19 protein-coding genes are annotated in these 19,660 nt (G+C 56.8%); 15 read left to right on the forward strand and 4 right to left on the reverse strand.

The genetic code is table 11. The annotated features are described in order from the left end of the window. Positions 1-6: 6 nt before the first annotated feature. Entirely contained in the window at positions 7-1,935 is a 1,929-nt protein-coding gene (locus M2305_RS07855) for a flagellin N-terminal helical domain-containing protein (RefSeq protein WP_264649050.1), read from the reverse strand. A 183-nt stretch (positions 1,936-2,118) separates the two neighbouring features. On the opposite strand from M2305_RS07855, the gene M2305_RS07860 reads away from it, so the two are divergent. The 4 genes from M2305_RS07860 to M2305_RS07875 all read left to right on the forward strand — a co-directional run bounded on the left by M2305_RS07860 (position 2,119) and on the right by M2305_RS07875 (position 7,709). Beyond that, positions 2,119-3,351, forward strand: a complete 1,233-nt coding sequence (locus M2305_RS07860) for a putative DNA modification/repair radical SAM protein (RefSeq protein ID WP_099211636.1) — start codon at positions 2,119-2,121, stop codon at positions 3,349-3,351. Beyond that, positions 3,352-4,794, forward strand: coding sequence for a UdgX family uracil-DNA binding protein (locus M2305_RS07865; protein ID WP_264649051.1), 1,443 nt, complete (start codon positions 3,352-3,354; stop codon positions 4,792-4,794). A gap of 246 nt (positions 4,795-5,040) precedes the next feature. Continuing rightward, the gene (locus M2305_RS07870) at positions 5,041-6,138 is read left to right on the forward strand and encodes an HlyD family secretion protein (protein ID WP_046900655.1); all 1,098 of its coding nucleotides are present in this window, start codon (positions 5,041-5,043) and stop codon (positions 6,136-6,138) included. Next, the gene (locus M2305_RS07875; protein WP_264649052.1) at positions 6,135-7,709 is read left to right on the forward strand and encodes a DHA2 family efflux MFS transporter permease subunit; all 1,575 of its coding nucleotides are present in this window, start codon (positions 6,135-6,137) and stop codon (positions 7,707-7,709) included. Before M2305_RS07870 ends, M2305_RS07875 begins: the two co-directional genes overlap by 4 nt. Here M2305_RS07875 and M2305_RS07880 read toward each other — a convergent pair. Beyond that, the gene (locus tag M2305_RS07880; RefSeq protein ID WP_264649053.1) at positions 7,703-8,371 is read right to left on the reverse strand and encodes a TetR/AcrR family transcriptional regulator; all 669 of its coding nucleotides are present in this window, start codon (positions 8,369-8,371) and stop codon (positions 7,703-7,705) included. The genes M2305_RS07875 and M2305_RS07880 overlap by 7 nt on opposite strands. Positions 8,372-8,469: 98 nt before the next feature. On the opposite strand from M2305_RS07880, the gene M2305_RS07885 reads away from it, so the two are divergent. Then, positions 8,470-10,047, forward strand: coding sequence for an efflux transporter outer membrane subunit (locus M2305_RS07885; RefSeq protein WP_264649054.1), 1,578 nt, complete (start codon positions 8,470-8,472; stop codon positions 10,045-10,047). Between the two features lie 27 nt (positions 10,048-10,074). On the opposite strand, the gene fbaA is transcribed toward M2305_RS07885, so the two are convergent. Continuing rightward, positions 10,075-11,148 carry a class II fructose-bisphosphate aldolase gene (fbaA, locus tag M2305_RS07890; protein WP_211500482.1) on the reverse strand — a complete coding sequence of 358 codons (1,074 nt, stop codon included), beginning with the start codon at positions 11,146-11,148 and terminating at the stop codon, positions 10,075-10,077. Positions 11,149-11,309: 161 nt separating this feature from the next. On the opposite strand from fbaA, the gene M2305_RS07895 reads away from it, so the two are divergent. The 6 genes from M2305_RS07895 (at position 11,310) to M2305_RS07920 (ending at position 15,809) form a co-directional block, all read left to right on the forward strand. Next, positions 11,310-12,074, forward strand: coding sequence for a response regulator (locus M2305_RS07895; protein WP_064274614.1), 765 nt, complete (start codon positions 11,310-11,312; stop codon positions 12,072-12,074). 20 nt (positions 12,075-12,094) lie between these two features. After that, positions 12,095-13,447, forward strand: coding sequence for an ATP-binding protein (locus M2305_RS07900; RefSeq protein ID WP_046900660.1), 1,353 nt, complete (start codon positions 12,095-12,097; stop codon positions 13,445-13,447). A 96-nt stretch (positions 13,448-13,543) separates the two neighbouring features. Next, a complete protein-coding gene (locus M2305_RS07905; protein WP_264649951.1) occupies positions 13,544-14,107 on the forward strand; it encodes a NifU family protein in 564 nt (187 codons plus the stop codon). A 3-nt stretch (positions 14,108-14,110) separates the two neighbouring features. Beyond that, positions 14,111-14,749, forward strand: a complete 639-nt coding sequence (locus tag M2305_RS07910) for a malonic semialdehyde reductase (protein ID WP_264649055.1) — start codon at positions 14,111-14,113, stop codon at positions 14,747-14,749. After that, the gene (gene tsaB / locus M2305_RS07915; RefSeq protein ID WP_264649952.1) at positions 14,740-15,366 is read left to right on the forward strand and encodes a tRNA (adenosine(37)-N6)-threonylcarbamoyltransferase complex dimerization subunit type 1 TsaB; all 627 of its coding nucleotides are present in this window, start codon (positions 14,740-14,742) and stop codon (positions 15,364-15,366) included. The genes M2305_RS07910 and tsaB overlap by 10 nt, the downstream gene beginning before the upstream one ends. A gap of 38 nt (positions 15,367-15,404) precedes the next feature. Beyond that, entirely contained in the window at positions 15,405-15,809 is a 405-nt protein-coding gene (locus tag M2305_RS07920; protein ID WP_264649056.1) for a GNAT family N-acetyltransferase, read from the forward strand. Here M2305_RS07920 and M2305_RS07925 read toward each other — a convergent pair. Beyond that, the gene (locus M2305_RS07925; protein WP_099211653.1) at positions 15,793-16,035 is read right to left on the reverse strand and encodes a sulfurtransferase TusA family protein; all 243 of its coding nucleotides are present in this window, start codon (positions 16,033-16,035) and stop codon (positions 15,793-15,795) included. The genes M2305_RS07920 and M2305_RS07925 overlap by 17 nt on opposite strands. Before the next feature lie 87 nt (positions 16,036-16,122). Here M2305_RS07925 and M2305_RS07930 point away from each other — a divergent pair, with 87 nt between their 5' ends. The 4 genes from M2305_RS07930 to lnt all read left to right on the forward strand — a co-directional run bounded on the left by M2305_RS07930 (position 16,123) and on the right by lnt (position 19,651). After that, the gene (locus tag M2305_RS07930; RefSeq protein WP_046900664.1) at positions 16,123-16,530 is read left to right on the forward strand and encodes a MucR family transcriptional regulator; all 408 of its coding nucleotides are present in this window, start codon (positions 16,123-16,125) and stop codon (positions 16,528-16,530) included. Positions 16,531-16,630: 100 nt separating this feature from the next. Continuing rightward, positions 16,631-17,164: a Fur family transcriptional regulator gene (locus M2305_RS07935; protein ID WP_052750032.1), complete on the forward strand. Its 534-nt coding sequence runs from the start codon at positions 16,631-16,633 to the stop codon at positions 17,162-17,164. A 74-nt stretch (positions 17,165-17,238) separates the two neighbouring features. Continuing rightward, positions 17,239-18,069: a GNAT family N-acetyltransferase gene (locus M2305_RS07940; RefSeq protein WP_174694812.1), complete on the forward strand. Its 831-nt coding sequence runs from the start codon at positions 17,239-17,241 to the stop codon at positions 18,067-18,069. Positions 18,070-18,124: 55 nt separating this feature from the next. Continuing rightward, positions 18,125-19,651 (forward strand): apolipoprotein N-acyltransferase, encoded by a 1,527-nt coding sequence (gene lnt, locus M2305_RS07945; RefSeq protein ID WP_264649057.1) that lies wholly within the window; start codon positions 18,125-18,127, stop codon positions 19,649-19,651. Positions 19,652-19,660: the final 9 nt, after the last annotated feature.

Raw genomic sequence — 19,660 nt, forward strand, 5'->3', positions numbered from 1 at the left:
CCGACATCAACCGCGGAAGAGCGACATGATGTTGGAAGACTGCGAATTCGCAATCGAGAGCGACTGAATGGCCAGCTGCTGCTTCGTTTGCAGGGACGTCAGTTTGGCGCTTTCCGCTGCAAGATCAGCATCCGTCAGAGCGCCGACGCCCGTCGTCAGAGCATCCGATAGCGTGCTGTTGGACGTCTGAAGCTGTGTAACGGTATTGGAAGCCACGCCAATGCTGGAAGAAATACGGCTCATCTTGTTGATGGCGCCCGTGACGGCAAGCTGTACGACATTCGTGCCAGTGGTGGAGGCAATCGAGACAGGTTTCTGAATGCTGGCACCCACAATGCCATCACCTAGTGTCAACGTTGTGCCCTGAGCCACGCCCGTCAGCTTGCCGCTTGAGTTTGTCAGGCCCGTGGCCGTTGCCAGCGAGGTTGTGTAGCTGGCTTCTGTTCCATCTGTTGATGTGACAGCATCGAATTTGGTTGTCTGGTTCGTCGTTGTGTTTGTAACGGTGTAAGAACCAGCAGACCCAGTGACAGTATAACCCGTCGTTGCAGTGGTAGCAGAATTTAGGGTGCCATCGGCGCCGATGCTGATCTTATGATCGCTATCCGTTGCACCAAGAATTGCGTTGATGCTGTCGGTCATTGCTGAAGCTGCATTGCTAGACAGAGGGCTGCCAGCACTTGCTACGTAATTGGTGACGTTTCCGGTGCTGTCGGTAGCGGTGAGCGCTGTATGACCGTCAACATATGCTGCAGAAGACGGAACTGACAGGGTCGTCGTTGCTGCGCTGCCGTTGGAGAGGTTGACGCTGGAAGAATCCAGGTTGCCGCCAGCGACTGTCAGCGTACCATCGTTTTCCAGCTCTGCGCCAAATCCGGCATTTCCAATGGCTGTGACAAGCGTGGAAAGTTGATCGGCCTTCGTGTTCGTCGCGGAATCCGTGCGTGCACCGCTGATATTGACGTCCACGATATTGGTCATGGCTTTTGCATTGCCATTCGCATCAAGGTCCGCAGCCTTTGTGACGCTGTAGGCCATATTGCCACTGGCGTCAGCTTTGGCAGAAATGGAGTCCCCGTTTTTGAGCGTATAGACCGTCGTACCGTCGGACTGACTCTTCGACGTAGCGCCATCAATGCTCAGAGCGCCGTTTGACCCAACAGTTACGGTCGCTGCCGTCGTCAGTGCATTGGAAATCGCCGATCCAACTGCTGAGGATGCCCCCTTTGCTGAGGAACCCGGCTGAGAATCCATTACGAAAGACGTTGTAATGGCCGGGTTGGCAGCAGTTGCACTGGAGGCGCTCGCTGCAGACAGGTTCTTCAGTGTCAGGCTCGTCGCTGTGGTGCTGTCGCCTGTGCCCGTGATGCTCATGGCCGTGGCATCAATGGTTGCGCCCTTCATGTCCGTGCTCAGACCCTGCAAGCCCAGACCTGTCGAGGTGGCATCAGCGCCATTCAGCGTGAAGAGGTTTCCGTTGATGTCCTGAGCAGCAGAAATCTGCGTGTACTTCACGCTGCTGCTGGTTGAGCCGGACAGCAGGTTCACACCCTGGAAGGTCGAGTTCGAAGTTGCCACATCAACCTGGGACAGGTAGCTGCTCAGCTGGGTGTTCAGCGTATCCTGATTTTCCCCGTTATTGGCAGCGTTCGTCACGGTCTCGGAGATATTGCTCAGGACGGTCGAAATAGACCCAGCCTGTGAAGAGGCCGTGCTGAGAACCTGCCCTGCGAACTGAAGACCCGTCGAGACACCGGACAGGGCCGAAATCTGGGAATTCATTGTCTGGGAAATGGCGTAAATGGCCGGGCTGTCAGAGGCTGAGCTGACGCTCTTGCCCGTGGACACGGCGTTCTGCGTCTTGCTCAGCTGGTCCGTCGTCTGGTTCAGGACCTGAAGAGCCGACATAGCGGCTGTATTTGTATTGATTGACATGGACATCGAGACATTCTCCGTCGGTGCAGTTTTGCTCCTTCACGATAGGCCTCGAATGGTTAAGGGAACCTGAATCTTCATCTTTAAAAAACGGTGACAGGGTTTGACAGGAAACAGGCAAACAACCGGTAAATTTTAAGCAGTTCTTGCATTTTATAGACAGGAACGAAATAAGAACAATGCATGAAGAAATCTCTGTCTGAACGTCTTGCGATTCTGTCCGATGCGGCAAAGTATGATGCGTCCTGCGCGTCCAGTGGATCGACGCGCCGGGACTCTGCCAAAACAGGAGGTCTGGGCTCCACGACCGGGAATGGGATCTGTCATGCCTATACGCCGGATGGGCGTTGTATTTCACTGCTCAAGATCCTGCTGACCAATTTCTGCGTTTATGACTGCGCCTATTGCATCAACCGTTCATCCTCGAATGTTGAGCGGGCGAAGTTCACGCCTGATGAAGTGATCTGGCTGACGCTGGAGTTCTACCGTCGGAACTGCATTGAGGGGCTGTTCCTGTCTTCGGGGATTATCCGGTCGTCCGATCATACGATGGAGCAGCTTGTTCAGGTCGCGCGGGACCTGCGGCTCAAGCATGGTTTCCGCGGATATATCCATCTCAAGACGATCCCGGATGCGTCTCCCAAATTGCTGGAAGAAGCTGGGCTTTATGCGGATCGCTTATCGATCAACGTCGAGATGCCGACAGAAACGGGCCTGAAGGATTACGCGCCGGAGAAGGATGCCGGAAATATCCGCCGCGCGATGGGGGATATGCGTCTCAAGATTGATGCAGCCAAAGAGAAGACGCATACAGGCAGGCGTGCAGGGCGCTTTTCGCCGGGCGGCCAAAGCACACAAATGATCATCGGGGCAGATGCTGCAACGGATCAGGATGTTCTGGCCAGTAGCTCAGGCCTTTACGGGTCTTATGGTCTGCGTCGCGTTTACTATTCAGCCTTCAGCCCCATTCCGGATGCTTCAGCGATCCTGCCTGTGCGTAGCCCACCGTTACAGCGAGAGCACCGGCTGTATCAGGCGGACTGGCTGTTCCGGTTCTATGGCTTTGATTTTGGCGAACTGACAGCATCACGGCCCAATGGAATGCTGGATCTGGAGATTGATCCCAAGCTGGCCTGGGCTCTGGATAACCGCGCGCAGTTTCCTGTGGACCTGAACCTTGCCTCCAAAGAAATGCTGCTAAGGGTTCCCGGGCTTGGGGTTCGGACCGTTGCTGCGCTGCTGTCTGCGCGAAAGCACACGACAATCCGTCTGGAGGACCTGGCGCGGCTGAACGTGTCCATCAAAAAGGTGCGGCCGTTCGTCAAAGCATCCGGATGGAGTCCCGCGCGTCTGACGGATCGTCAGGATTTGCGGACTCTTTTCCTGCCGGCTCCACAGCAGATGCGGCTTCTGTAAATGCCGGTTACCGTCAGGCTCGCGAATACCAGCGCGTTTGAAGGCTGGCGCGAAAAGGCCAGAATGGCGCTTCAGCGCGACATTCCTCCAGACCAGATCCTTTGGCGCTATCCTGAGGCCGATCTGGATCTGTTTCACGCCGCTGAAAATCAGACGTTTGAGGGCGAAGTCGTGCGGGATGTTCGCCTCAAAGCGTCGAGCCTGCCCCTTTTGAAAGATGTTCTCTGCCACTCCAGTGCTGATCGGTTCGCATTAGCTTACCGGCTGCTCTGGCGTCTTCAGAGTGATCCGAACCTGTTGTCGGTGGTGACAGATCAGGATGTGGCGCAGGCGCGTCGCATGGTGCATCAGGTTCGCCGGGCGGCCCATAAAATGACGGCTTTTGTGCGCTTCCGGGAGCAGGGAACGTCTGAGACGGGTCGACGGCGTTTTCTTTCCTGGTTTGAGCCGGACCATCATGTGCTGGAAAAAGTCTCTTCTTTTTTCACGGGTCGTTTCGCAGATATGGACTGGATGATCCTGACACCGCGCGGCTCTCTGCGATGGGATGGCAAGACGGTACATTGCTCTTTCGAGCCCTGTGAAAAGCAGGTGCTTGATGATGACGTGGATCAGCTCTGGCAGACCTATTACGCCTCGACTTTCAATCCTGCCCGTGTCCGGACGAAAGCGATGCGCAATGAAATGCCGCGGCGTTACTGGCATAACCTGCCAGAGGCTAACCTGATCCCCCATCTGGTGGCTCAGGCGGAAAAACGCGTGGCTGAAATGGCAGCGCAGGAGGCTCTTCCCGCGCCTAAATTTCATCAGGCTTTGCAGAATCGCCAGAAAGCTGTCCCGGCTGCAGTGCCAACAGCAGGCAGTTGGGCAGATCTGAAGCAGCAAATTCGCACCTGTCAGGCCTGCTCGCTTCACTGTCATGCGACGCAGGCCGTCCTTGGGGAGGGGCCTGAGACGGCAAAAATCATGCTGGTCGGTGAGCAGCCGGGCGATCAGGAAGATCTGGCTGGGCGTCCTTTTGTCGGTCCCGCAGGCTCTCTTTTAAAGGAGTGTATGGCGGAGGCGGGCGTTGAACCCCGGGCCCTCTACATGACGAATGCTGTAAAGCATTTCCGGTTCACCACGCGAGGCAGACGGCGCATTCACCAGACGCCTGGCGCTGAGCATGTTCAGGCGTGTCAGCCCTGGCTGCAGCAGGAAATAGCCTTGGTTCGGCCGCAGCTTGTCGTGACGCTTGGAGCGACATCATTGCGCGCAGTTGCGGGGCCTATGGCTCAACTGAAAGACTTTCGGGGGCTGATGCGTGAGGACGCGCAAGGCGGACACCGTCATCTGAGCCTCGCTCATCCATCATGGATTCTGCGTCTGGGACCAACCGAGCAGGCCGAGCAGGAACGTCAGCGCCTGATTGAAGGTCTGAGAAAGATGCAGACCGCCCTTTAAGGGCAACATTCTGCTCAGGCGTTGCGTGGAGACCCTTTCAGGATAAGAAAATTTCGTCTCACGGATGAGCGCACGCAAGGAAAAATCTTCCCGGCCTGAAAGGAAACGCATCAGTTTTTTCCGGCTTGAAGACGGCCATACAATATGTCATGGATGACCGAACCGATCGGTCAATCGGCCTTTTCACGAGGCCATTTCATTCAGCCGGTCACTTCGGACAGACCCGTTTAAAGCGAGAGAGACGATATGGCGCAGGGCGACCAAGCGCAGGCCGAACAGCAGTCCGGAGCGTCCGGAAAACCGCAGAAAAAGCGCAATCCCCTTGTACGGGTGCTCTTGATCTGTCTGGTTGTTCTGGTGCTGGTAGGGATTGGTTCATACCTCTTCCTGACCCGCAATAACATCGAGACGGACGACGCCTATACGGCCGGTCGCAAGATCGCCATTGCGCCGCACGTGAATGGGTATGTGACGCAGCTGCTGGTGAACGATAACCAGTATGTGCATCGCGGTGATCTTCTGCTGACCATTGATGACCGCGACTACGCGGCATCCCTGCACAAGGCACAGGCGTCAATCCAGCAGGCACAGGCCAACATGCAGGCCTATCAGCTGATGGTTGAAGTGGCGCACAAGAATTTCCCGGGTCAGCTCGTAACGGCTCAGGGCAGTCTTTCTGCCGCTCAGGCCCAGCTGACGAAGGCTGAAGCAGATTACAAGCGCCAGCGCAGTGTTTCACGTGCCGCAACGTCCCAGCAGGACATTGACTACGCTCGTGCAGCTCTTGAAGAAGCCAGAGCCCGTGTCATGCAGGCGCAGGGTCAGTTGACGCAGGCCGAGCCGGTGAAGGCCAATGTCGCGAATGCGGATGCCCGCGTCTCGCAGGAAGAAGCCAATCTGAAGTCTGCCCAGGCATCCCTGGAACAGGCTGAGCTCAACATGGAATGGACGCAGGTTCGCGCCCCTCATGATGGTTGGGTGTCCCAGCGTAGTGTCGAGCGTGGCAACTTCGTCCAGACCGGCCAGCAGATGTTCACGATCGTCCAGCCAGAAGTCTGGGTTGTGGCCAACTACAAGGAAACACAGCTGACCCACATGCGTCCGGGTCAGAAAGTGGACATCGAAGTTGACGCTTACCCACAGCTTAAGCTGCAGGGCCACGTGGATTCCATTCAGCTTGGCTCGGGTGAATCCTTCAGCACCTTCCCGCCAGAAAATGCGACAGGCAACTTCGTGAAAACGGTGCAGCGTATTCCGGTGAAGATCCTGATCGACAGTGGTCTTGATCCGCAGCTGCCGCTCGCTCTTGGTCTTTCCGTCGTTCCTACGGTCTATGTGAAATGAGCGATACTGCCGGGCATCAGGACTGGAAACCCAGTCATAATCCGTGGGTTGTGGCCATTACGGTCACGCTGGCGGCCTTCATGGAGGTGCTGGACACCACCATCGTCAACGTGGCGCTACCGCATATCGCGGGATCGCTCGGCAGTTCCTATGACGATGCCACCTGGGCGCTGACGTCCTATCTGGTGGCAAACGGTATCGTTCTGACGATTTCCGGCTGGCTCTCACGCCTGTTCGGGCGTAAGCGCTACTTCCTCATCTGTATTGCGATGTTCACCGTCTCGTCCTTCCTGTGCGGTCTGGCGACATCTCTGCCCATGCTGGTGGTCTTCCGACTGATGCAGGGCTTCTTCGGTGGTGGCCTGCAACCCAGTCAGCAGTCCATCATCCTTGATACCTTCCCGCCCGAAAAACGTGGTGCAGCCTTTGGAATGACCGCGATTGCAACCATCGTTGGCCCGGTTCTCGGTCCGATGCTGGGTGGCTATCTGACGGACAACTTCTCCTGGCGCTGGATTTTCTTCGTCAACGTTCCCTTCGGTATCCTGACGGTCATGGCCGTAACGGCTTTCGTTGAGGATCCGCCATGGGAGCGGAAGAAGCGTGAGAAGGTGGATGTGATCGGCATCAGTCTCATTACGCTGGGGCTGGGCTGTCTTGAGGTCATGGTCGACCGTGGCGAAGATGATGACTGGTTCGGCTCGAACTTCATCATCACCATGGCTGTTCTGGGCGTGATCGGTGTGCTCGGTGCGATCGTCTGGCTCTGCTATGCCAAGGACCCGCTGGTGAAGCTGACGGTTCTGAAGGATCGTAACTTCGCAACAGGCATGTTCCTGATCTCCATGGTTGGGGCGACCCTCTACGCGTCTGCCATTATCGTTCCGCAATTTGCGCAGCAGGTGCTTGGTTATACGGCAACCACGTCTGGTCTGCTGCTTGCACCAGGTGGGGTCGCGGTAATTTGCCTGATACCGATTGTTGGCCGCCTCATGAAGGTCATTCAACTGAGGTATCTGATTGCTTTCGGGTTTTTCTGTATGGGCATGGCGATGTTCCAGGCTGCCCATCTGTACGCGGCAATCGATTTCAAACACCTGATGTTTTATCGAATCAGTCAGACCGCGTCTCTGGCTTTCCTCTTTGTGCCGATTTCAACGATCGCGTATTCGACGCTGCCACGTGAGCTGAACTCGGACGCATCAGCCCTGTTCAGTATGGCGCGAAACTATGTGGGGTCGATGGCCATCTCGCTGGCAACTGCGGCAATTATTGAGACCCGTCAGCGGCACCAGGGTTATGTGGCCGATAATATGACGCCGGGGCGGCAGGAGTTCACGAACTATATCAACCATGCGCAGACCGTTGGGGAAGCGCATGGTCTGACCCCCGCAGCTGCGCATACTTTCGCAATCCATCGTCTGTTCATGGACTTCACGTCCCAGATCTCGATGCTGGCCTACAACGAAGTGTTCCGCTGGATTGGCATCATCGCGATGTTCGTTGTTCCGCTCTGCTTTCTTCTGTCACCGAACAACACGAAGAAAGCGAAGCCGGCGGGGGGTCACTGATGATGCGGGCCGTAGATCTTCATGAAGGAATCTGCCGTAATGTTGGCCAGTCGGCTGATGGCTTCCGGGCTGTCATCGACGGGCAGCATGAGCCGGCGGCGATGCACGATGCGGGCCTGACACAGGATCATCAACTGCTCGGCAGCGAAATCCGGGTCGTCGATCTGGAGTTCCCCCGCATCGCTGCGGCGGCGGAGCCAGTCGGAAAGGTTGTACAGGGTTCGTCCAAAGCCATAGCGCCAGAAGGCGTCGGCAAGGTTCGGGAATTTTCCGGCTTCGCCGACGATGATGCGATACAGGTCCATGGACGTCGAGTGGAGCATCATTTTGATGGCAGTTTCCGTCAGGCGGCGCAGACTCGTATGAATGTCCTGACCGTCTTCCCGGGAAATAGCTTCAATGGCCGCCAGCTTGGTTTTGCTGCGTTCTTCGAAAAATGCGGAGAAGAGCGACGCCTTACCATCGAAGTGATTGTAGAGCGTGCCCTTCGAAACACCGGCCTCCCGCGCAATCTGCGACATGGACGCGCCTTCATAACCGCTTGCGAGAAAGACCTTTTCCGCTCCCTGCAGAATCTGCTCGCGCTTGGCGCGCATCTGGCACAGAGATGCGCTGGCCTCGTCAGGCATACTCTCGGGGCGGTCAGTCGGCGTGCTGGTCATGAGTGGGCAAGGTCCTTTTTCGGAAAAAATACCATCTCCAACATGCTGACCGAACTGGTCGGTCACCGCAAGATCATTTCCGTTTCAGGAGTTTCTTTGTGAGCGCAGCCTTTCTATCCCGCGCGCTGCTGTCTGGCTGCGCCCTTGTTGCTCTTTCCGGCTGCCTGCGGGTCGGACCGGAATATCATGAGCCTCATCCTTGGTCTCCGGCACACTATGCCGATCACATGGCAGGTGCCCCTGATAGTGTGACGAGCGAAGCTGAAGCTGCCAGCAAATGGTGGACGGTCTTCAATGATCCGGAACTGGTCTCACTGGAAGACCGTCTGGTTCAGCAGAACCTGTCGTTCCGCCTCGCGACGGCTAATCTGGCGCAGAGCCGTGCGCAGCTTATGATGGCTGGAGCCGAGCGTTTCCCAGGCTTGAGTGCATCCGGCTCCTATACACGCAGTCAGTTCAGCACGAAGCAGATGCAGGAAATCATCCAGCGTGTGGGCGGCAATATTGCCAAGTCCGACAACGGGCTTTTGGGAGATCAGGGCAGTAGCATTCTCAGTGGTGCAGCTAGTGGGGCCACGATCCCTCTGCTGAACCAGTGGAAGACATCGATTGATGCCAGCTACGAAATCGATCTCTGGGGCCGCGTGGCCCACCAGTACGATGCTGCCAAAGCAGACCTTCAGGCAACGGACGAAGAGCGCCGCTCGGTCCTGATTGCCCAGCAGGCCGATATGGCGCGTGGATACATGACGCTCCGCGGGGACCAGAAGCGCCTGAAGGTTCTTCAGGACAATCTCGGAACGCTGAAGCAGATCGTGGATATTTCCCAGAGCCGCTATCGCAGCGGTCTGGTCACGGAAGTGGATGTCGATTCCGCGCAGGCCCGCCAACATGACACCGAAGCGCAGGCTGCTCAGCTTCAGCAGGGTGTGGCGCAGGAAGAAAATGCACTCGCGCTGTTGCTGGGTGCGCCTCCTGGTAGCCTGAATGCCGAACTGAACAAAGATGCAGGTATCCCTGTGGTGCCGCCTGTCGTTCCTGTCGGGTTGCCATCTGAACTGGCGCATCGCCGTCCGGATATCCGGGAAGCTGAAGCCAAGCTGCGTGCCTCTGTGGCAGAAGTGGGTGAAGCCACGGCCGATTTCTATCCGAAGATTACCATCAATGCAGACTTCGGATTCCAGACCCTGTCATTCCGTGATCTCGGATTCTGGAATGCGCGGGCATGGAACGTTGGTCCGTCTATTTCCTTGCCGATTTTTCAGGGGGGGCGTCTGCGCGGCCAGCTTGAGCTGAAGAAATATGCCCAGAAAGCTGCAGCAATTTCCTATCAGCAGACGGTCATTCAGGCGTGGCATGATGTTGATAACGCGCTGATCGCTTACCGTGATGAGCAGCTCCGTCATCAGGGGCTTGAGCGGGCTGTAAACGACAACCGCAAAGCGCTCCAGTTGGCCCAGAGCCAGTATCGCAGTGGCCTGACGAACTATCTGAACGTGCTGAACGCGCAGGGTCAGCTGCAATCCGCTGAAATGAGTCTTGCTGACAGTGATGCGACTGTCGCGACCAATCTGGCGCGTCTCTACAATGCGCTTGGCGGAGGCTGGGAAGAGGTTGTCCCCGCAGCGCAGGACGTGACCAAGACGAAGCTTGCCTCGGCAACGCCGGGTCCCTGAGACCCGGCGCTATCGCTGGGAGCTGTTTCAGCTCCGAGCGATGGACTGACCTTTGGAGCCGAGGATTTCAAAGGCCTCGCTCATCCGCTCCGCGATAGACTTCTCACCCGCACGCAGCCATTTGCGGGGGTCGTAGAAGGACTTCATGGGTTTGTCCGTGGCGGGATCAATCTGGTGCTGGAAAGCGACCGGGTGCGTGCTCACATAGGAGCCGACGCCATGAGCAAATGCGAACTGGATGTCCGTATCCAGGTTCATCTTGAAGGTCCCGTAGGACACGGCATCCCGGATTTCTTCCAGGCTTGACCCTGATCCACCGTGGAAGACCAGCGGGAGGGGCTTCGGCCCGCTTCCTGTAGCTTTCTGTACGGCATCCTGAGAATTTTTCAGGATTTCTGGTCGAAGTTTGACGTTACCTGGCTTGTAGACGCCATGAACGTTGCCGAAAGACGCGGCGATGGAGACCATGCCAATAGGCGAGAGCAGTTCCCAGGCTCTCAGCACGTCTTCCGGCTGGGTATAGAGATGCGCATTGTCCGCACCTTCTTCCAGATCATGGCCGACGCCATCTTCTTCACCGCCCGTAACGCCAAGCTCGATTTCCAGACCCATGCCCAGCGGGGCGAGGCGCGTCAGAAGTTTCTCGGAAAGAGCCAGGTTGTCATCCAGTGTTTCGGCCGAAAGGTCGAGCATGTGGGATGAAAAAAGCGGGCGGCCTGTATTTTTGAACTCTGCTTCACTTAGGGAAATCAGGTCTTCCAGCCAGGGAATCAGCTTTCGATCAGCATGATCCGTGTGAAGGATGACGGCGATTCCATACTCTTTGGCCAGCAGATGGACATGATGAGCCATCGATGCTGCGCCAAGAACGCGGGCGCGATGGGCATCCGGAAGACCCTCGCCTGCGAAGAAGCGTGCGCCACCGTTTGAAACCTGGATGATCACGTCCGAGCCGTTGGCTGCGGCCGCTTCCAGAACGGCGTTGACGCTGTTGGTGCCAACGACATTGATGGCTGGAAGGGCGTATCCGCCGTCCCTGCACGCCTGAAGAAGAGTTTGGTAGTCGGCGCCCGTTACGACGCCGGGAGAAACGCTTGTCATGGGAGACTCCGGTCGAGTGCAGGAACCGAGATAGGCTGTTCCTGCGTTTCGTGTATTGTAAGCCAGAAAATGTTTTCCGTCATGAGCGCTAAAGATAAGGGAACAGTTTCAGCCCAGATTTGTTGCTTGTGGTATCTGCCCTGCTGCGATTATGGAAAAGTATGGTGCCAAATCTTTCCGATCCCGATCTTCCCGCCCGTATCCTTGTTGTCGAAGATGACGCAGGAATGCGGACCCTCATTCTGCGCGCATTACAGGGCGGCGGTTTCCGCGCCCGTGGTGTGGCAAGTGGAGATGAGATGTGGGCCGCTCTTGAAGTGGCTCCGGTTGATCTCATCATCCTTGACATCATGTTGCCAGGCACGAATGGCATTGAGCTGTGCCGTGCCCTGCGCAATGGCCAGGGGGCCAGTCATGTTGACGAAACGCCCCCCTCGCAGGTTCCCATCATCATGGTGTCTGCCCGTGGTGAAGAACGCGACCGTGTGACCGGCCTCGAATCCGGTGCGGACGACTATGTGCCGAAGCCTTTCGGGCAGCGCGAGCTTCTGGCCCGCGTTCGGGCAGTGCTCCGTCGTGGCAGCCCAAGTGCGGCACCAGAGAAGGTGCGGCGTGAAAGACTGCAATTCGCAGGCTGGATGCTGGACCTGCGCCGTCGTGAACTGACAGACCCGAGTGGGGCGACTGTCGATATTTCAGGCGCAGAACACGACCTTCTGACCAGCTTCCTCGACAATCCGCAGCGCGTTATTGCACGTGATCGTCTGCTGGAACTGTCACGGACCCGTCTGGGCGATGTGTCTGACCGCAGCATCGATGTTCTGGTCAGCCGCCTGCGTCGCAAGCTTGGTTCCGATGCGGACCAGCTGATTCGTACAGTCCGTGGGCTGGGATATATTTTCGTGGCCGAGGTTGAACGGGTCTGAATATTCAGAATCGGATCCTGCTGTGGCCGCTGGGGCTGGTCGGTCGCGTTTGCGTCGTCCTGACCGTAGCGGTCACGCTGGTCTTTCTGGCCAACGCCGTTTTTTACGGTGAGGCTGAAACCTACATTGTGGATGATGTGCGCATTGCGCAGCTCGGAGAGGCCCTCAGTACAGATCTGAGGGTTCTCGCTGCTGCGCCTGTGACGCAGCGCTCCTTCCTGGCAGTCATGCTGTCAGGAAGTGAACTGAGTGTTGCCTGGCAGCCCTCAACGGCTCTGCCGCACCTACCGGGATATCGCCCCACTGTTCTGAGGGATCTCACGGCACGCTTGATCAAGGATGATCCCATCCTCGCGCAGGCCCAACTCGATCTTTACACACTGGGAACAGGCACACCGGATGTGCTCGGGTCCGAGCGCCTTCCTGATGGCACATACATTCATTTCCGTGTTCCCGGTCTTCTGGGGCACCACCATTTTACGCGGGGACTAGCTTCCGCAGCGATTGCGGCAGGTGCTGTTGCGATCGCTGCAACCATGCTGATTCGCGGGCTGAGCATGCCCCTGCGGGCTCTTGCTTCTGTGGCGGACAAGATCGGCTCGAACGAAACCTGGGTTCCGCTTGCAGAGCGTGGCCCGCGTGAGGTTCGCGGGGTTGCACGGGCCATCAATGCCATGCAGCGCCGTATCCAGAGCCTGATCAACGACCGAACGCAGGCTCTGGCTGCTGTTTCACACGATCTCCGCACGCCTCTGACGCGTTTGAGGCTCCGGTGCGGATTTCTCAATGATGGAGAAGCGCAGGCCGCCATCGAGTCGGACCTCGATGAGATGGAGGGGATGGTCAACGGTATTCTTGCCTACCTCGCAGGCGCAGATGATCCGGAAAAACCTCGCACCATCAATATTGTCGCCACCCTTGCGACTCTGGTTGATGACCATGCGGATCACGGCAAGGACGCTCGTTATGAGGGACCGGACCGTGCTCTGGTTCATGTCCGCCCTTTGGCTATCAAACGCGTTCTGTCCAACCTGATTGAAAACGCCCTGAACTACGGGGGAAATGCCCTCGCAACGCTGAGGGTTCAGGAAGACGGCGCCATAGAAATTTCCATTCAGGACAACGGCCCTGGCATTCCTGAGAGCGAATACGAGCGGGTTCTGGCGCCTTTCTATCGGCTCGAAGGATCGCGCTCTCGCCAGACGGGTGGGATTGGGCTCGGCCTGGCCATCGTAACCCGCGAGATTGCCCGAGAAGGGGGGTATCTCAAGCTTGGGCGGGGAGACGCTGAAAAGGGCTATGGAGGTCTGTGTGCGACGATTGTGTTGCCGCCAGCGCGCAAGCCTTCGATTGGTGCCCGTCCTCAGAGCTGACGGGCAAGAAGTGGGACTACGTTGGTCCAGACCCTTGCGCCAGCGGCTGAAGTGGCACATGTCAGGTGCGGACTGGCCATTGAGGACATGATGACGATGTTCATTGAAACCGAAGATACTCCGAATCCCGCCACGCTGAAGTTCCTTCCGGGTCGACCGGTCACGAATGACACGCGCACGGTTGATTTTGGCGAAGCTTCTGCTGCCGAAGGCCGCTCCGAGCTTGCTGAAGCCCTCTTTGCCCTGCCGGACGTCAAGCGCGTCTTTCTGGGAAGTGACTTCGTGTCCATAACCAAAGCGCAGGACGTCAGCTGGGGCGATCTCAAGCCTGTTGTCCTCAGCGCTCTGACGACGTTTTTCGAGAGCGGAAAGCCTGTTCTGGCCGGTGATGACGAAGCGCTGAAATATGATATTGCGCCGGAAGATGCAGATGTCGTGACGCGTATCCGCGATCTGCTGGACACACGTGTTCGTCCCGCTGTTGCTGGAGACGGTGGTGACATCGCGTTCCGTGGTTATCGGGACGGGATTGTGTACCTCACAATGCAGGGCGCCTGTTCCGGTTGCCCGTCTTCCCGCGCGACGCTTAAGCATGGTGTTGAAAACATGCTCCGTCATTACGTGCCGGAAGTGCAGTCCGTCGAGCAGGTCGAGGACTGATCCATGGATGGCCAGACGTCTCTTCCCGTGACTGACGATCTGGCTTCCGGTCCCGTGCCGGGAGCCGAAGTGCTTTTCACGCAGGCCCGAACACCGCGTGCGTTTTCACCGCGTCCGGTCGGGGAAGATGTTTTGCGTCACCTTTACGATCTGGTGAAGCTTGGCCCCACGTCGGGCAACTGCTCTCCGGGACGCTTTGTGTTTCTGACAACGCAGGACGCTAAAGAACGCCTGCGGCCGGCCCTTTCACCGGGAAATGTCGCTCGGGCCATGGCGGCACCAGTTCTGGCCGTTGTCTGCCATGATCCTCTGTTCTTCGAGGCTTTGCCGCGTCTTGGCGCAGATGAAGGCCTGCGGGACTGGTTTGCGGCGGATGTCGGGCTTTCGGAAGAGACGGCTTTCCGGAACGGTACGCTGGAAGGCGGTTATCTTATTCTGGCGGCACGGATGCTCGGACTGGCCGCCATGCCGATGTCCGGGTTCGATGCGTTCATGGTGGAAGACGCGCTGCTGACAGCCTCGGGCTGGCGGGCGAATTTTCTGGTGGGACTTGGTTACCCTGCTGAAAATGAGTCTCATCCGGACCATGCAGAACCCCGTGCGCCACGTCTCGACTTTGGCGAGGCGTGTCTGTGCCTGTGAAGACCGTTGTTTTTAACGGCGCAGGTGCCGGAACGGGATCGACCAATCTTGTAGCGCTCGTCGAAGACGGTCGTATCGTTGCTGAACAGCATTTGGCGGGGAGGGGTGCTTCCGAGCACTTTGCTCCTGCGCTACGGACTGTTCTCGAAGCTGGTGGTCGGTCTGGTACGCCTGACAGGGTTGTCGCTGTAATCGGTCCAGGGTCTTTCACCGGCTTAAGAGCATCACTCTCTCTTGCCGCAGGTCTGGCCGCAGGATGGGGGTGCCCGACGATTGGTGTCACTCTGGGTGCTGCCATTCGGGCTACGCTCGGTCAGCCTGATGTAACCTGCATCAGTGTTGCCAGACGCGGTCGGTATTTTGTGGACCCACCGGCGGGCGAGGTTTTCGCAGTTTCTGCTGACGATCTCGACGCGTCTACATTTGAGGTTATTGCCGGCGACGCAGTGTCTGAGCGTGAGACGTGGCCTTGTCGTGTTGTGGCCTGTGTCGCTCCGGATGCTCTCGGTATTGTCCGGGCCGCCGAGACGCAGGCTTCGGGGCCACTGATGCCTCTGTATGTTGACCCGCCCGAAGCCAAACCGCCCGCTGCCGGACTTCGCCCTCTCCCTCAATGACACCGTCTTTTCCGGATTTAATATTTCAAGTCACGGGCGTGGAAAGCGCTCCGTTACTGGCGGCGCTTCATGAAGAAGCGTTTGCAGGAGGAGAAGTGTGGGACGCGGACTCCTTTACATCCCTTCTTGGTCTTCCCGGCACAGAAGCTCTGGTTGTTCTTAAAGGAAATGAGCCTGCGGGCTTTATCCTGACCAGAACCGTCATGGATGAAACAGAGGTCCTGACATTGGCTGTTCGACCGTCATTCCGGCGTCTTGGTCTGGGAAAATCTCTGGTTGAGCAAATACTTCCAAAAGGAAAAATATTTCTGGAAGTATCAATAAGTAACAATGCAGCAAAAAAACTTTATGATCGGTGCGGTTTCATAAAGGCCGGCCATCGCCGCCGCTATTATCGTGATGGAAGCGATGCTCTGGTTCTGGTCTCTACGCCTTCAGAATGAGTAGGCAGTAAAGATCAGTGTCTTCCTGATGTGGTAAATTTTCTATTATTTTATGCCCAAGTGCTAGTACCGATGCGGTTACATTTTTTCTGGGTTCATCGCCTTTAACGATCACTTTTATTTTTTGACCAGAAGTCATGATGTCGAGGCGCGCGCGGACATATACAGTCGTCATCGGACAAATCTTGCTGCTTACATCAAGAAGAAATGTTTCATATTTTGTCATATTCTGGTTTTTCCTTGTTTTTGCTTGATGGTAATGAGCTTCTACTGATAGAGAATTCGTCGTTTCCGGATGAAGGACTATTACACTATGCCGCATGAGACTGCAGACCTCGATCTGCGCCATCTGACCGCCCAGATCGTTACCGCCTACGTATCCAGCCATGACATCGGAGCCGACGCGCTGCCGGGTCTTATTCGTGCGGTACATGATTCGCTTGCAACGGTTGATGTGCAGGAAGAGGTTCCCGCTGAGAAGCCGGTGCCAGCAGTTCCGCCCCGCAAATCAGTATTCCCTGACTACATCATCTGTCTCGAAGACGGGAAGAAGCTGAAGCTGCTTCGTCGTCACCTCAAGACAGCCTACAACATGACGCCGCAGGAATACCGTGAGCGTTGGGGTCTGCCGCCGGAATACCCGATGGTTGCTCCGAACTACGCAAGCCATCGTTCCTCCCTGGCACGCAAGATCGGCCTCGGCCGTCGTCGCGAAGACTGAGGATGTTTCCCGGCTTCCTGATCTTCATCCGCAGGAAGCCGGTTCTTTTATTTGCATCTCTGATTGGACAAATGGTCCGGTTTTCGGCTAGGCCGCTGATATGGTCGTAGATATGAAAATCGCGGACAGACGCGCTCGCACGCAAGGTCGGAAGCCAGAAGGTTCCGTCGTTGTCGATGATTCTCCCATTGCACGCCTCTGCGTGGAAAATGGTTTGAAGATGACAGGACAGCGTCGGGTCATTGCCCATGTTCTGTCTGAAGCCAGCGACCATCCGGACGTAGAAGAGCTTTATCGGCGCGCATCCGCCATAGACAGCCGCATTTCCGTTGCCACGGTTTATCGGACCGTGCGTCTTCTGGAAGAAAAAGGGATTCTCGAACGCCGTGATTTCGGCGGTGGGCGTGCCCGGTATGAGGCCAGCGACAGTGGCCATCACTATCATCTGATTGATGTGGACAGTGGTCGTGTCATCGAATTTGAAGATGACGAACCTGTCCGTCTGCTTACGCAGATTGCAAAACGTCTCGGATTCGATCTCGTCTCACACCGCATAGAACTCTTCGGTCATCGTCTTGAAAAAGAAACTCCGAAGCAGACTGTTGCCAAGAACAGGAACAAGAGCGGATCATGAGCACCAATCCGGCCGAGGAAAAAACCTCACCGACAGCCCATTCGCTCATCAGTAGTGAAGAAACACTCAAGCAGATGGAGACCCTCTCCACGCTGGCTCTGAACCGTGACGGCGGTTTCCAGGAGCTTCGGGGCGGTTCTCTGGGTGTTCGCATTGCTGTTACCGAGGCTGAGCGGGATGCGGCTCAGGCCCTGCGGTATCGTGTCTTTTTTGAAGAACTTGGCGCACACCCGGACGAACGCGCATTCCGTACAAAGCGGGATGTGGACGAGTTTGATGAAGTTGCCGACCATCTACTCGTCATCGATCACAGCATTTCTTCTGGTGCAGAAGGCGTTGTCGGAACCTATCGCCTTCTACGTTCCGATGCTGCCGAGAAGATTGGCCGTTTTTATACGGCTTCTGAATACGATATTTCGACCCTGACAGAATTTCCAGGGCGTTTGCTTGAGGTTGGGCGGTCCTGTGTGGCTCGCGAACATCGTGGGCGTTCTGCAATGCAGCTGCTCTGGCGTGGCATTGCATCCTATATCTTTCTTCATCGCATCGACGTGCTGTTCGGTTGCGGAAGCCTTCCGGGCACAGATCCTGATGCGCTCTCCGATCAACTGACCTATCTGCATCATAATCATCTGGCTCCTCCGGCTCTCAGAATTCGGGCGCTCCCAGATCGTTATGTGGAAATGCTGCGTACGGACCCGCATACGCTTGATTACCGGGCCTGCCTGAACAAGCTGCCGCCTCTCATCAAAGGATATCTCCGCCTTGGGGGATATGTTGGAGACGGCGCTGTCGTGGACGAGCAGTTCAACACGACGGACGTAGCCGTTCTGGTAAAGAGTGAGCTTCTGGCGGACAAATATTACCGCCATTACGAGCGCCGCCTTCGGGACGCTCTGGACTGATTTCCGGCTCGGGCCTCTGTGGCCCGACCGTTTTTTCTAACGGATAATCATCTTCATGATTTCGACGCTCCCTGTGCGTGGCTGGCGACTTGCCGGCCTGATGGTGCTGGCAGGGGCGTTTTCTGCCCTGTCTCTTCCGCCGGTCTGTGCGCTTTTTGTGCTCCCTCTCGGGCTGCTGGTCCTCTATCGCGCCTCTGAGGATGCGGCATCCTGGAAGCAGGCTGCTCTTTGCGGCTTCCTGTTTGGAATGGGATTTCACACGGCAGGCCTGTATTGGCTGACCAATGCCATTCTGACTCGTATCCATCAGTTCTGGTGGGTCATCCCGTTCGCGGCTCCGGGTGTTGCGCTCATTATTGCCCCGCTGATGGCTGTTCCGGCGGTTCTCTGTCGTCTTGTGCCAGCGGGATGGCGCCGTATTCTGATGTTCGCCGGCAGCTGGACAGTCGTTGATATGGCGCGCGTCCTGATTTTTTCAGGCTTCCCCTGGAACCCGCTTGGCAGCGATCTGGAATTGCCGGGTTCGATCGGCAATGCGCTGATCCAGCCCGCGTCCATTCTTGGGGTCGATGGTCTGACCCTTGCACTGGTCCTGGCATCTCTGGCGCTTTTCCGTGGGCGTGTTGCTGTTTTAAGCGTGCTCGTGTGCAGCGTGCTGTGGCTCGGTGGCGGCTACTGGCGGCTTGCCACAGTGACCCCGTTGCCGATCAGTAATCCGCGTGCGGTTCTGGTTCAGGGGAATGTCTCGGAAAATGAAATTATCAACCGCCAGCAGAGCGTCGAAAATTTTCGGCGCTATCTCCGCCTGACGGCTCAGGGAACGCAGAAGGCCAGATTGATGGGCGATGACCGGCCCGTGGTTGTCATCTGGCCAGAATCCGGCTTTCCGGGCCTTCTCGACGAGGATGCACTGGCGCGACAGGTCATCGCCCATGCAGCCGGTGGCGCTTCGGCAATGATCGGGTCAGATCGTGAGGAAAATGGCCACTGGTACAACAGCCTCGAACTGGTGGATCAGGATGGCAAGATCACATCCATCTATGACAAGAGCCGCCTGGTGCCATTCGGAGAGTACCAGCCCTGGATTATTCCCTTCAACGTGCTTCCAGGGGTTTTGACTCCGGGCCCGGGGCTCAAGACATGGGATCTGCCTGATATTGGCCGTGTTGGCCCAATGGTTTGCTACGAGATCATTTTCTCGGGCTCTGTCGTTGTGCGGCATGACCGGCCTGACTGGCTGGTCACCATTTCCAATGATGCCTGGTTCGGTAACAGTGCTGGTCCACGCCAGCATCTTGCTACGGGTCGTCTGCGGGCGGTGGAAGAAGGTCTTCCGGTTGTCTTTGCGAACAACACGGGCATTTCAGCGATTTTTGATGCTGTTGGACGTGAAACGGTTCGTCTGGGGTGGGGACGGGCAGATGTGATTGTGAGTGATATTCCGTCACCCCTCTCACCAACAATATTCTCCCGGTATGGACGCGCTATTCCCCTGTCTCTGTCGATACTGTGCGTCTTGCTCTCGTTCTGGCCAACGGTTCGCCGCAAGAGAGAACGGGTTGTAATGCGTCAAAAGGGTTAATATTGACAA

It is taken from the genome of Gluconobacter cerinus, assembly GCF_025961355.1.
In the GTDB taxonomy this organism is placed as follows: Bacteria; Pseudomonadota; Alphaproteobacteria; order Acetobacterales; family Acetobacteraceae; genus Gluconobacter; species Gluconobacter cerinus.